The organism is Thiothrix litoralis (assembly GCF_017901135.1).
Taxonomy (GTDB): domain Bacteria; phylum Pseudomonadota; class Gammaproteobacteria; order Thiotrichales; family Thiotrichaceae; genus Thiothrix; species Thiothrix litoralis.
The window spans coordinates 2,561,899-2,574,536 of record NZ_CP072801.1 but is presented as its reverse complement, the minus strand read 5'-3'; the positions used below and the strand labels follow the sequence as shown (position 1 = coordinate 2,574,536).

At 50.6% G+C, this 12,638-nt stretch carries 12 protein-coding genes and 1 CRISPR repeat array; all 12 genes read right to left on the bottom strand.

The window, feature by feature from the left end:
* Window positions 1-5: 5 nt before the first annotated feature.
* The 12 genes from J9253_RS21170 to phaR all read right to left on the bottom strand — a co-directional run bounded on the left by J9253_RS21170 (window position 6) and on the right by phaR (window position 12,610).
* A complete protein-coding gene (locus tag J9253_RS21170; protein WP_266097340.1) occupies window positions 6-137 on the bottom strand; it encodes a hypothetical protein in 132 nt (43 codons plus the stop codon).
* 43 nt (window positions 138-180) lie between these two features.
* On the bottom strand, window positions 181-2,316 hold the full coding sequence (locus tag J9253_RS12505) for a TIGR03986 family type III CRISPR-associated RAMP protein (protein ID WP_210221285.1): 2,136 nt from the start codon (window positions 2,314-2,316) through the stop codon (window positions 181-183).
* Window positions 2,316-2,819 carry a hypothetical protein gene (locus J9253_RS12500; protein ID WP_210221284.1) on the bottom strand — a complete coding sequence of 168 codons (504 nt, stop codon included), beginning with the start codon at window positions 2,817-2,819 and terminating at the stop codon, window positions 2,316-2,318. The genes J9253_RS12505 and J9253_RS12500 overlap by 1 nt, the downstream gene beginning before the upstream one ends.
* The gene (locus J9253_RS12495) at window positions 2,819-4,279 is read right to left on the bottom strand and encodes an RAMP superfamily CRISPR-associated protein (protein ID WP_210221283.1); all 1,461 of its coding nucleotides are present in this window, start codon (window positions 4,277-4,279) and stop codon (window positions 2,819-2,821) included. Before J9253_RS12495 ends, J9253_RS12500 begins: the two co-directional genes overlap by 1 nt.
* Window positions 4,276-5,790, bottom strand: coding sequence for a hypothetical protein (locus tag J9253_RS12490; protein ID WP_210221282.1), 1,515 nt, complete (start codon window positions 5,788-5,790; stop codon window positions 4,276-4,278). Before J9253_RS12490 ends, J9253_RS12495 begins: the two co-directional genes overlap by 4 nt.
* Window positions 5,787-6,371 carry an RAMP superfamily CRISPR-associated protein gene (locus tag J9253_RS12485; protein WP_210221281.1) on the bottom strand — a complete coding sequence of 195 codons (585 nt, stop codon included), beginning with the start codon at window positions 6,369-6,371 and terminating at the stop codon, window positions 5,787-5,789. The genes J9253_RS12490 and J9253_RS12485 overlap by 4 nt, the downstream gene beginning before the upstream one ends.
* Window positions 6,368-7,969, bottom strand: coding sequence for a Cas10/Cmr2 second palm domain-containing protein (locus J9253_RS12480; RefSeq protein WP_210221280.1), 1,602 nt, complete (start codon window positions 7,967-7,969; stop codon window positions 6,368-6,370). The genes J9253_RS12485 and J9253_RS12480 overlap by 4 nt, the downstream gene beginning before the upstream one ends.
* 124 nt (window positions 7,970-8,093) lie before the next feature.
* Window positions 8,094-8,276, bottom strand: coding sequence for a hypothetical protein (locus J9253_RS12475; RefSeq protein ID WP_210221279.1), 183 nt, complete (start codon window positions 8,274-8,276; stop codon window positions 8,094-8,096).
* Between the two features lie 22 nt (window positions 8,277-8,298).
* Complete coding sequence (locus J9253_RS12470; RefSeq protein ID WP_210221278.1) at window positions 8,299-8,640, bottom strand: hypothetical protein; 342 nt, start codon at window positions 8,638-8,640, stop codon at window positions 8,299-8,301.
* Window positions 8,641-8,724: 84 nt separating this feature from the next.
* Complete coding sequence (gene csm6, locus J9253_RS12465; RefSeq protein ID WP_210221277.1) at window positions 8,725-9,864, bottom strand: CRISPR-associated ring nuclease Csm6; 1,140 nt, start codon at window positions 9,862-9,864, stop codon at window positions 8,725-8,727.
* A 316-nt stretch (window positions 9,865-10,180) separates the two neighbouring features.
* Window positions 10,181-10,980: direct repeats of the CRISPR family, unit length 36 nt; unit sequence GTCTTAATCCCTTTTAAATCAGGGCGGTCTTCAGAG.
* Window positions 10,981-11,164: 184 nt separating this feature from the next.
* Entirely contained in the window at window positions 11,165-12,151 is a 987-nt protein-coding gene (gene cas6 / locus J9253_RS12460; RefSeq protein ID WP_210221276.1) for a CRISPR system precrRNA processing endoribonuclease RAMP protein Cas6, read from the bottom strand.
* Between the two features lie 6 nt (window positions 12,152-12,157).
* The gene (phaR, locus tag J9253_RS12455) at window positions 12,158-12,610 is read right to left on the bottom strand and encodes a polyhydroxyalkanoate synthesis repressor PhaR (protein WP_210221275.1); all 453 of its coding nucleotides are present in this window, start codon (window positions 12,608-12,610) and stop codon (window positions 12,158-12,160) included.
* Between the last annotated feature and the right edge of the window lie 28 nt (window positions 12,611-12,638).

Sequence of the window (12,638 nt, the reverse complement as noted above, 5' to 3'; positions counted from 1 at the left end):
TAAGGTCAGATAGTGCGCTCAAAGCCGATGCTGAAATGGGGCGTGATGGGCTGGCCTGCTTCGAGTTGTTGCAGGGTGGAGCCGAAGGTGTCCAAAGCTTTGCTGGTGGACTGGATGCAGATATTCAAGGTTTTCATTTGAATATCATGCATCGGGGTGTGGGGTGTGTAAAGCCCTATGCTAAAAAAACGCCTTGATTTTGAGGGCGTTACCCCTACCCTCAACAGAAACTGACTTCAGTAATTGGTTATTCTTGGCCTTCTTCTGTTCGCCACCTGATAAGGTATTAACCAAACTCTTGGCATCAGCACCATTGAGAGTGGCCTTGCCTTGTGCCGTAGTTGCGGTCAATGTTGATTTACTAGGGTCGTATTGGATTTTGGCGTTTTCCCAAACCTCATTCGTTTCCTCGATTTCCACTTCATACTTTGAATCAGAAGGTGCTGCAAACAATGTTATCGAGACATGACTGGAGCGCTTGAGTTTGCGTTCATCCTTGACGTAGGACTCCAGCACAAATGCGTTTTGTTTAGCTGTCACAAAATCATTATTTTTCCCCATACCCATTACCATGTGCTTCAAATCACCTGCAAACTGATGTCGACAAGCAGGATCAGCCATAGCAGTCAAAGCTTCAATTGGTGTGGATGTTCTCCAGTCCTTTCCGAGCTGCCCAGACATATACTGTTTGAATTCACTGATATAATCATCAGCTTGAGTCTGAGGTGCTCTTTTAGGATCATTGCAAACAAGTTTGCTCGTATCCCAATCTAATTTGATACTAATCTGACCGTAGCCAAACGATTTTGCCATGCCAAGGTTGTGGCGCTTACCTTCAAATTGCAAAGCCCACAGCAATGCACCCAATTCCTGAGGTTTCAGGTTATGGAACACCAAGCGCCCCTTGAAGGTTGAGCCTTTTGCCAGCGTATGTAAGCAGGTTTGTACCTTGGTAGTTTGTTTATCACCCAAGGGTTGGGTTGCCACCTCATTATCTGCACGTACTGGATAACGCTTCCAGCCCCTCAGTTCTGGAGCTGGGTTACTAGAACTATACACATAAGTGGCGTATTGGCCTGATGCGAGTTTTTCACCTGACCTATCGACAGTTTGATAGATGTAATTCGGGAAATAACTGGGCTTTGCACCATTTAGAATGGTTTCATTAGGTCGTTGATTGACGTTGGCTTGCCCCTGCAAAAAAGCTGGCTCAAAGTAAACACGCCCTTTCAAAGCATCTTCTGGTTTATCGCCAACGCGCCCAAATAGCAGCGCCGCGAAGTCTGGCTTTGTCTCATCGATATGCGCTTTATCAGTGTGTTGTAGCATGTCATGGATAGAAAAGTCCCCCGCCAGTTTGGGCATATAAGCTAATCCAATCTGTAGCCGGTCTTTACCCTTAATATAGAAAACAGGAACTCGTTGTTTATCCCAAAAGCGCTTTTTCCAGAATCCTGGCCATGACATATCCGGTTTGCCATCCTCTTCGCCATGGATGAACAGGAAGTCACGCCATGCGGCTTTGTCTATCTCATCCAGTATAAATGTCTCGTTTGATCGTTCAGAATGAAACACGAAGTCTTTGTTTTTGGGACGGCCTTTGTACTTTGTACCAAAGCGGTTATCAGTAGGGTTTTCAGCATTAATCTGCCCCGTAAATACAGGGAATCCCTTGAGTTGACCCAGCCCGATTTCTGATACTTCAAGAGAATCATGGCTAAACGAAAGGTCATAGGCATCTGCAATCGCATTTGTCTTGCATAGCTGCTGCCATAGCTCATATTTTTGTTTTACGGATGTTCGAGCTGCAAATACGGGTGCTCTAATGTTCCACCATTTTTCAAGTTCACGGTGGCTCAAGCGAACCATGCTGCAAGGCGTGATCGACGGTTTGCCTTGAGCATTCAGGTGCAGAAAGCCATAGCTGACATTGTTGCGTACCCGCCCGGCATAAGAATCAGCGACATATCTTCCTGAAATATCTCGCAGGCCATAGCGTTTATCGTCAATCCGGTTCATCCGTGAAAAGGTTGCGATTTCGGTTACACTACGAATAACACCTCGCACACTGGAACCGGGAATGGCATAACGCTTGTCCGGTGTCTGGAAAAAGTGGACTTGCCCGGATTCCCTTTCTGTTCCCTGCTTTTGTTCGCCGCCGACCATGATCGGTGCTAAGGCTTCAATCGTCAGTTCCAACTCCCCGCTCACCCCATCCCGAAACGGCAGGTCATGTGAAACCTTGTCACCCCACTCAGGGATAACCACTTTGTCGGAAAGCGGCACAAAATTATAAGGTGCATTGATCTGTTCCATTACGCTTTACCCCCAAATCCAACAAAACAAGCAAACACAGGGTTCACACCCAACACCTCGGCCTTTTCCTGCCAGAACCGCAAATACTGCAAGGTGGTATTACCGTCTTTATCAAACGAAGCCACGTGCCGAACCTTGTCGGCCAGATAGTCATTGCCTGCCGAATAACCATATTCTGTTACTACCCAACCACCATTACCGTTGTAGCGCACGTGCAGGGAAGCCCCTTTACCATTGGTCACTTCAGCGTTCAGCAACTGCCCGTAATTTGCCCCGGCTTTTGGTAAAGGTTCATGGTTGAAATGCTGATTACCCGACTGAAACCCCATCCAGCCCGCGACCGGGTTGAAACTATCCAACACGGCATATGCACTTTCCGCTGAGTTCTCAGTTTTATGCATTACAGTTAACTGGTAAGCATCAGCTTCCAAGGCAGGCAGTTTCGCATCGGGCATGGCTCTACGCAGCCCTTCATATTGCTTCATAATTTCTTGTGCATTCATCAGGCTTGCTCCCCAATCCATTTGCCATCATCTGACCATTTAATCGTGCCGGTAAATAAGCCGTGTCCTTTGGAAACACCTGCACCCAGAGCCAAGCGCCCCTCATACAAATCAGCTAAAGCCTGTTGCAAGGCTTGCTTCGCCACGCTGGAAATCTTGTCGTCTTTTTTGATGGTCAACTGCAATTCAATGCCTTTACCCCACACCATTTCTTCGGAAAACAGCATGTGGTCACGCACACTGCCAGAGAAACGGTCAATCGAGTTGTGCATGATCATTTGCAAATCCGTGTTGGAAAATTCACGGTAAGCATCGTCAATCAGTACGCGACCGGCTTGTCCCTTGTACTTGTCTTCACGTTGCTCGTCGTTGGCAAACCCGAATAATTCCTTGACGGCTTCACAGTGTTCCGATTTGTCGTAGATCTTCAGTTCATCCTCAGTCATGTCATCTGCCCAGCGGGGTTGTTCGCTGAAACGGTTAGCATGAAAAGCAATGCGATGTGATAGTGCACCTTTCACTGAAGAACCAGGGATCAATAGCTTTTCGGTAGCAGGTTCAGCCTGATGTTGCTTGTTCCAACTGATGCGTTGTTCCAGTTTTGGTAGCAGGTCAGCGGTTTTGCCGTTGCTGTCTGCCAGATTAGGCTTCTCACCCTGACCGATACGCCAATAGCTATTGGGCTTCAGGCTGAGGGTTGCCGTGACAACTTTTTCGTCTGACTGCCAAGTGGGCAACTTACGTAACTTGAAACCAGTACGATCATCCATATCGCGCTTCATGGCAGTAAATATTTTTCTGCCTGACTCTTGGGAAAGATCGCTGACAAGCTCTTGCACTTCAATCACGCTTAGTTTGCCTAAGCCAGCGCGGGTTGAGCCGCCCAAACGGAACAGGGGGTGATTCAATAATTCCAACACCCGTTCCCATTGCGCGTCATGTGCTGTGTCGCTCCACAAGGAAAACTCTACGGTAAAACGATAACCCGCCGGTAATACGGCACGGTCAAATTTGCCTTTATCAGCCGCTGCACCCTTATGGTTAAGGCGGACACGATCGCGGTTAGCGGGGGCATCAGCTAAGCCTAATGCCACCTTCAAAATCAGGTCACTCTCAAGCTTGGTGCGATTGCTTCCCAAGGCTAAACCTTGAATCGCTTTGCCCTTGCTGTCCTGAATGCAGCCCCACGACACTTGCAAACGTGACGGTTGGCTGTCTTCACTTTTCTGACGGTTCTGATAACCGAATACCGCATTTGAGCCGGGTTCGTCGTGCTCGGTCTGATACAAATGGCGCAATACGCCCGTCAGACTGGAGCCGGGAATAGTGGGAAGGCCGTTGGCATCCATCACCAGACTGGTATCGAATACGCCGTTGGCTTTGCCTGTGGCAATCGACAAGGGGGTAACGGTTTCCAATGTTACGCGGGCAACATGAAAAACGGGTTGTTGTGATTTCATGCCCGGCCTCCTTTATCGGCATTCAGCTCTGCCATGAGTTCGCGTACCAATTGCTGGATGAACTGTGCGTTCGGCTGTTTGGTGTATTCAGCTTTGAACCAGTTGTAGAAGCTGACAGGTTGCTGCGTTGTTTCACTCCAGAACTCATCTTTCCAGCCTTCGCCTTTAGCCTTGAATGAGCCATCGGTGGCATTAAATAGCTTGTCCAAATCCTGCCGACTCTTGGCTGCGGCAAGCACTACACCCCATTGGCTGTGCGAAGGCCCCACATGCACGCTGGCATCCAGACCTTTCAGCTCGCGCACACCTTGCATCAATGCTCTGTAGCCGCGTGCAATTTGTTTGGCTTGTTTTGCAAAATCTTGTTTGCTCACTTTCTGGCTCTGTCGTGATTCCAACCATGCGATTAGCTCTGGTTTCTTCGCGGGTTCTTTCAGCTCTATCGGCTTGCTTGCAAGAGATGTTGCTGATTTTTCGAATTGAGGTTTTTCACCCGCTAGCAATGGTGGATTCAGCCACACCTGCCCCAAGCCTGCCTGCCGTTCCACGCCTAAACCGGCAGCAATCATTTTCAGGTGTTCATCTGTCAGGGAGGTATCCAGTTGATACACCAGCACGCTGCCCTTGCTGATCACTTGCCGTTCCATTTCGTAGCCTTGCTTGTGGGCATTCCACGTTGAATAACGGCGGGTACGCAGGAAGCTGTTTTCTGCAAGCAGTTTGCCGGTTGGCAAACCTAAATCCTGTGGGGCAGGTGATAAGGTCGGTTGACCGTATTCATCCAATGCCATCAGGTCGGATAGCAACCAGAGAGTGATTTCTGTATTGCTGGACTTGGCTGGACGAATTGCTTGTGGGGTTGTGAGTATTTCAATGTTTGCCCGACCATATTCGGCACTGCGTGACCGCCCTAACAACACGGGTTTGCTAAAAACAGTTTTCAGTTTGCTAATGTCAGCATCAGTAATGGTAGCGTCACAACTCACTTGAGCATAAAAACGTTGCCCTGCCTGAAGTGCATCGTAGCCAAACAGGGCAGACTCTTTTGCCCTGCCTTTTTCCGCATCAATAGCGGTTTTCATGCGGAAGGATTTGTGTGTTTCGGCCAGCAGCCCATTCAGCGACACATAACCAGCGCGTAATTGCTGAGGTTGCTTATTATTGGATAGGTTGTTTTCCTTACACTTATCCAACCGCCAAACTTTTCCATCATCAACCTTGTCACCCTCAACCGCACTTTCACCTTTGGCCTGATGCCAGCAGGCAGGCATGGGGAAAGTTTGTTGCCCGCTTGCGGTTAAGGGGTAAGCATTGCCAAACCGTACTTTTCCGGCATGAAACCAGTCAAACGCTTGTGCGTTCTCCATCATCGGGTAAAGCTGTGCCGCGACTGCCCCGAGTAATGCACCGCCCGGAATATAATCCAGTGCCTGATGTGCACCTTCGGTGGCATTGCGTTCGCTGAAAATGCAGTCATCCAGCAAGGTAATCACTAAATCCAGTGTTTTCATTTGTTACCCTCCACCAGCGTGACGACAGCTCGGCCTAAACCGCGTGTACGGTGCGCACCCACGGCTTGAATCAGGCCGAGTGTTTGCTCAATGGCTTTATGCCAGTTGGCAACTTTGTGTGGTGCATTGGGGACTTCATCCAGTGTCGCGTAGAGGGTTAGCGGCACGATTACTTCCATGCCGCGCAGGCTTTGATCTACCGCTGTTCCCGTTTCGTGCTTGATGGCAGTCGCGTGGATGCTGCGGTACAAGCCCGTTAACAGGTTTTTATCCTTCAGCAGGTAATAGCGGATGTCATCGGCTAACACCGCATCGCTTACACGTACTGAACCCAGCCACTTTTCTTCGGCATCGGTTCCTGCACCAAACAATTGCTCTGCCAGTGTTGGTTGGCTGCTGGATTGTGTGAATTGCTCCCAACGTGTGACCGCATCGCGCAAAATGCCTTTGATGGTTCTGCCCGGCAGGATCGGCAAACCATGCGCATCACGGTGAGTGAGGGCATCCACATCGCTACCTTGCCCGCGCCCAGTGCCGGGATGCCAGTAACTTTGAATATCAATTTTGAGCTGATAACTCATGCGTTCGCCCCCTCTGCGGTATTCAATACATCAACATTGCTGACGGCACTGAGTGACAGCACATCTTCAAATGGCACTGCTTGTTTGTGGTTTACGTCAAAGTCGCTTTTTGGTTCGCTGAGCTTGCGGAATAGCTCATTAAACGTGTTCCAGTTGTTTTGATCACGATCTTGCATCACTTCTTTCCAGCGTTCGTAGCGGCGTTGTGCTTGTTCTGGTGACTGGTGTAGCAAACCTGTGACCTGACGCAACGCCCCTCGTGATACTTCGGACTTCGCCAGAAATACCTGCAATGCTAGCAAGTCTGGCAGGTTGGGCAGCTTGTCATGTGCATCCAGCGTGTAGCAGCCACGGCTTAAGCAAATGTTCCTTGTGGTTAATTCATTCTTGAGAATGTCTTTGAAGTCATCAATCAAGGAAGTTGTCACGCGATAGAACGTCAGGGAGGACGGCACTTGCTTACCCAATAGGTTGTCAGATCGCTTGGCAATCGTTTTGGTGTGCTTACACAAACCTTCTGCCAGATCATGTAACAGTGAGAACGGCTGGCTGGATTTGGCATAAACAATGCCTGCGCACGCAGTCAATCTTTCAGGAATGATGCCTTTCAAGTTTGGATAATTGCTTCTAAGCAGTTCAAATTGATTATGGCTCTCTTGTTCAAACGCCTTTAGGAATGCTTGCGTAAAGGGTAAGGCAAGATCAGCACGCACGATCATGGTCAGGTCGTCACCACCCAATACGATAGGGCGAGCGGGAAACAAACCACCGTCCATTTTCGGAAATAGAACTTTACTAACCGCATTGGCTGCCGCTGCTTCCGTGGCGGTTTTAATCGACTCTGAAATGTTACGAAATACGTCGATATACTGTTCATTAGTGATGATTTTTTTATCTACGTTATCTTTCAAATCCATCAGCAACTGTCCAAATCCATTGCCATCGGCATGAATCAAACCAACCAGACGGTTATCGTTGGTAAAGGGAAGGTTTTTGCCGTCCTGTCCTTCTTCGGGGGTGAGGTTGACCGGCCACTCACCCCGATGAGAGTCCCACATGACTCGTTGAGCCAGTGCTTCACTGTTGGAAAAAGCCCGTTTTCTTAATGTGATCTGGTCGAAACATTCACGCTTCTCACCCGTGCCCTTACAATCCGTTACAGGTTCGCCTGTGCGGCCAAAGCGCAAGGTATATACGCCTGCTTGCGGTAATTTCACTTTAGGACGGTTACGGTCAGCCATTAACGCATCATGTGCCGTTTTGAAAGCATCAACCGCGTTTTTGCCTTCTGCCATAGCGTGGATAAACTCCATATCTGGCGCGTACTGGCGAAACACTAAAGGCCAAAGATTGGCGAGTTTTTTGAGGTTTTCTTCGTTCTCGCTAAAGGCATAGAAGGCAGCACCACCACAACGGGACAGGCGAATATCAGCATCTTCTTCAAACCCCAGTGATATCAGTGTTTGTCTGAGCAATCCGTCATTAGCAGTTAATCGTTCAATCAACTCGCTACCACCGATGATTTCTTTGAGTTTGTTTGTGGCAAAGATGTAGGACTGGATCGATTTTGCCTCGAACAAGTAAGCGTAATAAGCCATGTGCAACCCTTGAGGAGCGTTAACAGCCCCTTTGTGATAAACCCAATAAATGATATTTATGATTATTAACTAAACAGCCGCGCCTGTCACTCATGACAAGCTTGTCAAACCCGCCCCGGTTTTTTCAGGTATGCCAAGCCGACCAGCTTTTACTGGCGGATTCCAGCGCTACCCCCCAGCCTTGCGGGGGTGACAGTACCGGCACGGGGGTTTTGTCCCATGGGTCACTGAAAAAGGTGGCTTCAAATTTTTGTAAACTTGCCGCTGCCCAGCGGCTTAGCCAATACGCATACACCAGCATTCCCATGCGCCATCTCTCTCTGAATTGGTTAATAAGTTGAGTCGAAACCCACTATGCTGCCCCACAACCACAGTACCGTCAGCGCGAGGATCACCCACGCCAGCCATGACGACTTTTCTTTTTTCTGTGCCTGTTTCGGTTGGATAGCACCCTGGAGTTCTTCGCGGACTTGGAATAAAGCCTCGATGTTGTAACTGCCACCCAATGCCTTGGACTCGATGAGTTCTTTACGCAGGTATTCTTTCATCCCTTCCTTGACACCATCATGTTTGCCTTTGACTAGCCCTTCGCGGTAGCCGCTGTAATGACCCAGCCAAGAACCCGCTGCCGCACCCAGCAGCAATACAAATAAAATGGTGAGAATATCCATGAGTAGCCCCCGAAATTTGCCCGACGTAAGACTTGCTTGAATTATCCCTGAATAATGGTGTGGATACCGTGATAGCGGTCACATTCAGTTAAGGTTCGGGTGAAAGTCGAGTGCATCCAGCAGCAGGTTGAGGCCAAAGTGGGTACGTGGTTTGCTGCCGTGCGGCTGGATAAGGTAAGGCTCGGCCGCTGCCATGCCCAGCGCTTTTTTCAGCGCTTTGTGGGTGTGGGATTTGCGTTCCTCAAACCACGGTTTGGTGATGCCGTCGCGCAAGGCCAGCGCGACTTGCTCGTAACTGCCGGTTTGCCCGTGCAGGCGTTGGTAAATGTGCAAAAATTGGCTGGCCAGATCGGGGGTTTCTGGCGTTGTCCAATGCACTGGGGGTTGGTTTTGCGCACAGCGGTGCAACATCCACGCATAAAACGCCAGTTGCACCGGCGGCATGGGGACGGCAACCCCGCCGCAGTGCAGGCTGGCTTGCTGCCAATCCAATCGCACTTGCACCGGGTCGAAGCGGCGTTGCGCGGCGTGGATCGTGGTGCTGAACGTGCTGTTGCCTTCGAGTAACTCGGTCGGTAAACCTTCACGCAAGCGCACGAAGGGAATGTCCGCCAGCGTGACCTCCACCTTGGCGGCATCAAAGCCGCTGCCATCTTCGCGCATCACCCAGACCGGGCGCGGTGGCGGGTAGTAAAATTCGCGGTTGAAATAATATTCGTCTTCGATCAGCACATGGCTGAGGCGGTCTTGCGGCCTGCCGAACAGCGACAGCGCGTAGCCGATGTAATACGTCATAGTACGGCGTCCGCCCGACAGCGAGACGTGCAGGCTGGTGTGCGGGTCAGCGGTAAAGCGCCGCACCGTGCGGGTGATGAAATCGGCGGCGTGGGTGTTGTCGGTGCCGTTGCGTACATCCTCCAGCGCTATGCCTTGCGCATCGGTAATCAGGTGGATGTGGCTGGAGTCGAAAGCTGGCGGAGGCAAGGCGTAATCCGCACACAATTTCCCCAGCTCATTCTGACGAGTGGCGCACAAACCAGCACGCACATACTCAGCACCGCGTTGGGTGGTGATGATATGCACTTCGGTGGGCAGCCACGGCGGGTCAGTTTGCAGCGCCAGCGCGTAACAGGTTTCGGTCACAATTTGCGGGGAATAGGCGGCGACCGCGAGCAGGATGCGGCGCGGGTACGTATGGGGCAGAGTAGGATCAGGTTGGTTCATGAGGGGAATTATAAGCGGAAGTGGGGAGAAAATCCCCCCAACCCCCCTTTTGCAAAGGGGGGCTTAAGAATGGGTCTGTTGGTGGATTTGGGTGAGGGCGGTGTCGAGTTCGGTGAGGATTTAGAAGTTAACGATGAAGTTTATTCCCCTAAATCCCCCTTTTGCAAAAGGGGAGACCAGACAACACCCTGAAGAATTAAGTGGATACATTGTCTTGCTCCCCTCCTTTGCAAAAGGAGGGGCTGGGGGAGGATTTTCTTCTTTAAATCAGGGCGGTCTTCAGAGGGTTTTTTTACGCCTTGGCGATAGTGGCGGTGTCTTAATCCCTTTTAAATCAGGGCGGTCTTCAGAGGAAACAAAAAACGCGCCATTGCATTAATGTCGGTCTTAATCCCTTTTAAATCAGGGCGGTCTTCAGAGCCGCAGCGAGCACAAATGCCCTTGGTACGTGTTTGGTCTTAATCCCTTTTAAATCAGGGCGGTCTTCAGAGACCTTTACGCCAAAGGTGGGAATCTTTCCCTCGTCTTAATCCCTTTTAAATCAGGGCGGTCTTCAGAGGTCAGCATGACTGAAGTTAAAGTGGCTCTTGCCAGTCTTAATCCCTTTTAAATCAGGGCGGTCTTCAGAGCTGTTCTCACACGGTGATGTTGAGGACGCTAACGTCTTAATCCCTTTTAAATCAGGGCGGTCTTCAGAGACTTACAAGGACACCACCATGATTCTTTCAACAGTCTTAATCCCTTTTAAATCAGGGCGGTCTTCAGAGGTTGCATTCGCTGATGAAGACTGTGATGCAGCGTCTTAATCCCTTTTAAATCAGGGCGGTCTTCAGAGGCGGAAAAGACGTGGTATTGATGTTCCGCGCCGCGTCTTAATCCCTTTTAAATCAGGGCGGTCTTCAGAGCGCACCTGCTTTGCTGAATACGAAATCCAGCCGATGTCTTAATCCCTTTTAAATCAGGGCGGTCTTCAGAGGTGGTCAATTGGCAAAATGCGCTGAAGCTGGTGGTCTTAATCCCTTTTAAATCAGGGCGGTCTTCAGAGCATCAATCGCTTGGTTATACGCCAAGGGCGGAAACGTCTTAATCCCTTTTAAATCAGGGCGGTCTTCAGAGGGCTCGTGTCTAATCGGCCTTTTGAATCAGTGGGTTACAGAGACCCTTAGCAGGAAATCGGCTGTATAAAAAGTTGCCTTGCTATAAAATTAACCGAGTTAGGTTTTTAAACAGCTCACACCGTGCGCCGACTGTGTGGATAGATTGATATTATACCAAACGCTTGCCCGATGAAAGGTCGATTTCAATCTTCCTTTGCAGCAGGTGGGCAGAGGGGATTTTCTTCTCCCTCGCCATGCAGCGCATACTCGCCCATGCCCATCACCGCCCCTTTACCCGCGTGTACCCATTGCCCCAGCCACAACCACGGCCAGAAATCTTCCAACCCCGCGCCCACCAAGGCAAAGCTGCCCACCAGCCCGCCCATTTGCACCTTGTTTTGCTGGCGGTTGGAATAGCGCGACCACTCATGCCAACGCAAGTCCACCGCGTGCAACGCCACGCCCGCCGCCTGTTGGCTCAATGCCTTGAAATCGCCCGGCAGCTCCACCCCCGCATGATAAGCGTGCAACAAGGAAATCCGCCGCATCACCGTATTCATGAAAAGCTGAAAATTGAAACGCCCGCTGCGGATCGGCGTTCCCTCCTGCAACAAGCGTAACGGCGTCTGCAACACCACCCGCACCTGTTCCGGCAACGGCGGAATCAGCGGCACACTGCCCGGCAATGCCTGCAAACTGCCACCGGGTGTATGGATAGTTTGCCACACATCGCTCCCCGCCACGGTTTCCTGCGCTACCGCCTCCAGCGCATAACGCCCATCACCCTTACCGATACCGCGTTCCCCCACCTGCCGCATGGCATGGATAAGGTAAGGCAAATGCTCAATCGCCGCCCCCAACAAGGTCAAATGCAGCACAAAGCTTTCCCCCGGCGCATATTGCCGCCCCGACGTAGCCAACGGTTGCATAATATAAGGGTGGGGCGCGGCGCTGACCTTTTGCAGCAAAGGCTCATGCCCCGCTGGCGTCTCAAACACCTGACTGTAAACGCACGAACGCCACAACAAACAGTTGCGGCAATCAGGTTCACGGGTAATACACACGGTATGGCGCAGTGCATGACCAAACGCGCCCCGCCACGTCGAGCCAGCATAAGCCGGGAATTGGATGGAAGTCAGCGCCCGAAACGTAAAACGGTAACGGGCGACAGGTAAACTGAAATCAGGCATGAGAATCTACTTCTTCGGCTTCAACGTACCCATAATGCTTTCCTGCATTTTCTGCCAAGTTTGCACGTTTTGCTCGCCAACTTTCATCCACGCATCCAGCGGTGTGCCGGTCAAAACTTTATGCATTTGTTCCTGCATAGCGCTTTGCTGGCTGGTAAACAAACCGACACTTTGCTCCATGTATTCCATGAAACCCTTGCGGGTAGCATCACTGTAATTGCGGATGAATTGTTCCAGAATATCGGCGCTAAACAACGGTTGCCCGCCCGACTCCTGTTCCATAATGATTTGCAGCAAGATGCTGCGGGTAATGTCATCGTTCGATTGCCGGTCGATGACTTTGAAAGGCGTTTCCGCCAACACCAAATCGCGGACATCGCTCAGCGTGATGTAACAACTCTGGGTAGTGTCGTACAAACGGCGATTCGGGTATTTCTTAATAATGCGTTCTTCGGCCATAGGATCTTCGTCAGTGCTACTGTGATGA

Coding starts and splice junctions, on each gene's coding strand:
- phaR (WP_210221275.1), bottom strand. CDS start 12,610: ATGGCCGAAGAACGCATTATTAAGAAATACCCGAATCGCCGTTTGTAC.
- J9253_RS12470 (WP_210221278.1), bottom strand. CDS start 8,640: ATGGATATTCTCACCATTTTATTTGTATTGCTGCTGGGTGCGGCAGCG.
- J9253_RS12475 (WP_210221279.1), bottom strand. CDS start 8,276: ATGGGAATGCTGGTGTATGCGTATTGGCTAAGCCGCTGGGCAGCGGCA.
- J9253_RS12500 (WP_210221284.1), bottom strand. CDS start 2,819: ATGAATGCACAAGAAATTATGAAGCAATATGAAGGGCTGCGTAGAGCC.
- J9253_RS12485 (WP_210221281.1), bottom strand. CDS start 6,371: ATGAGTTATCAGCTCAAAATTGATATTCAAAGTTACTGGCATCCCGGC.
- J9253_RS12480 (WP_210221280.1), bottom strand. CDS start 7,969: ATGGCTTATTACGCTTACTTGTTCGAGGCAAAATCGATCCAGTCCTAC.
- J9253_RS12495 (WP_210221283.1), bottom strand. CDS start 4,279: ATGAAATCACAACAACCCGTTTTTCATGTTGCCCGCGTAACATTGGAA.
- cas6 (WP_210221276.1), bottom strand. CDS start 12,151: ATGCCTGATTTCAGTTTACCTGTCGCCCGTTACCGTTTTACGTTTCGG.
- csm6 (WP_210221277.1), bottom strand. CDS start 9,864: ATGAACCAACCTGATCCTACTCTGCCCCATACGTACCCGCGCCGCATC.
- J9253_RS12490 (WP_210221282.1), bottom strand. CDS start 5,790: ATGAAAACACTGGATTTAGTGATTACCTTGCTGGATGACTGCATTTTC.
- J9253_RS12505 (WP_210221285.1), bottom strand. CDS start 2,316: ATGGAACAGATCAATGCACCTTATAATTTTGTGCCGCTTTCCGACAAA.
- J9253_RS21170 (WP_266097340.1), bottom strand. CDS start 137: ATGAAAACCTTGAATATCTGCATCCAGTCCACCAGCAAAGCTTTGGAC.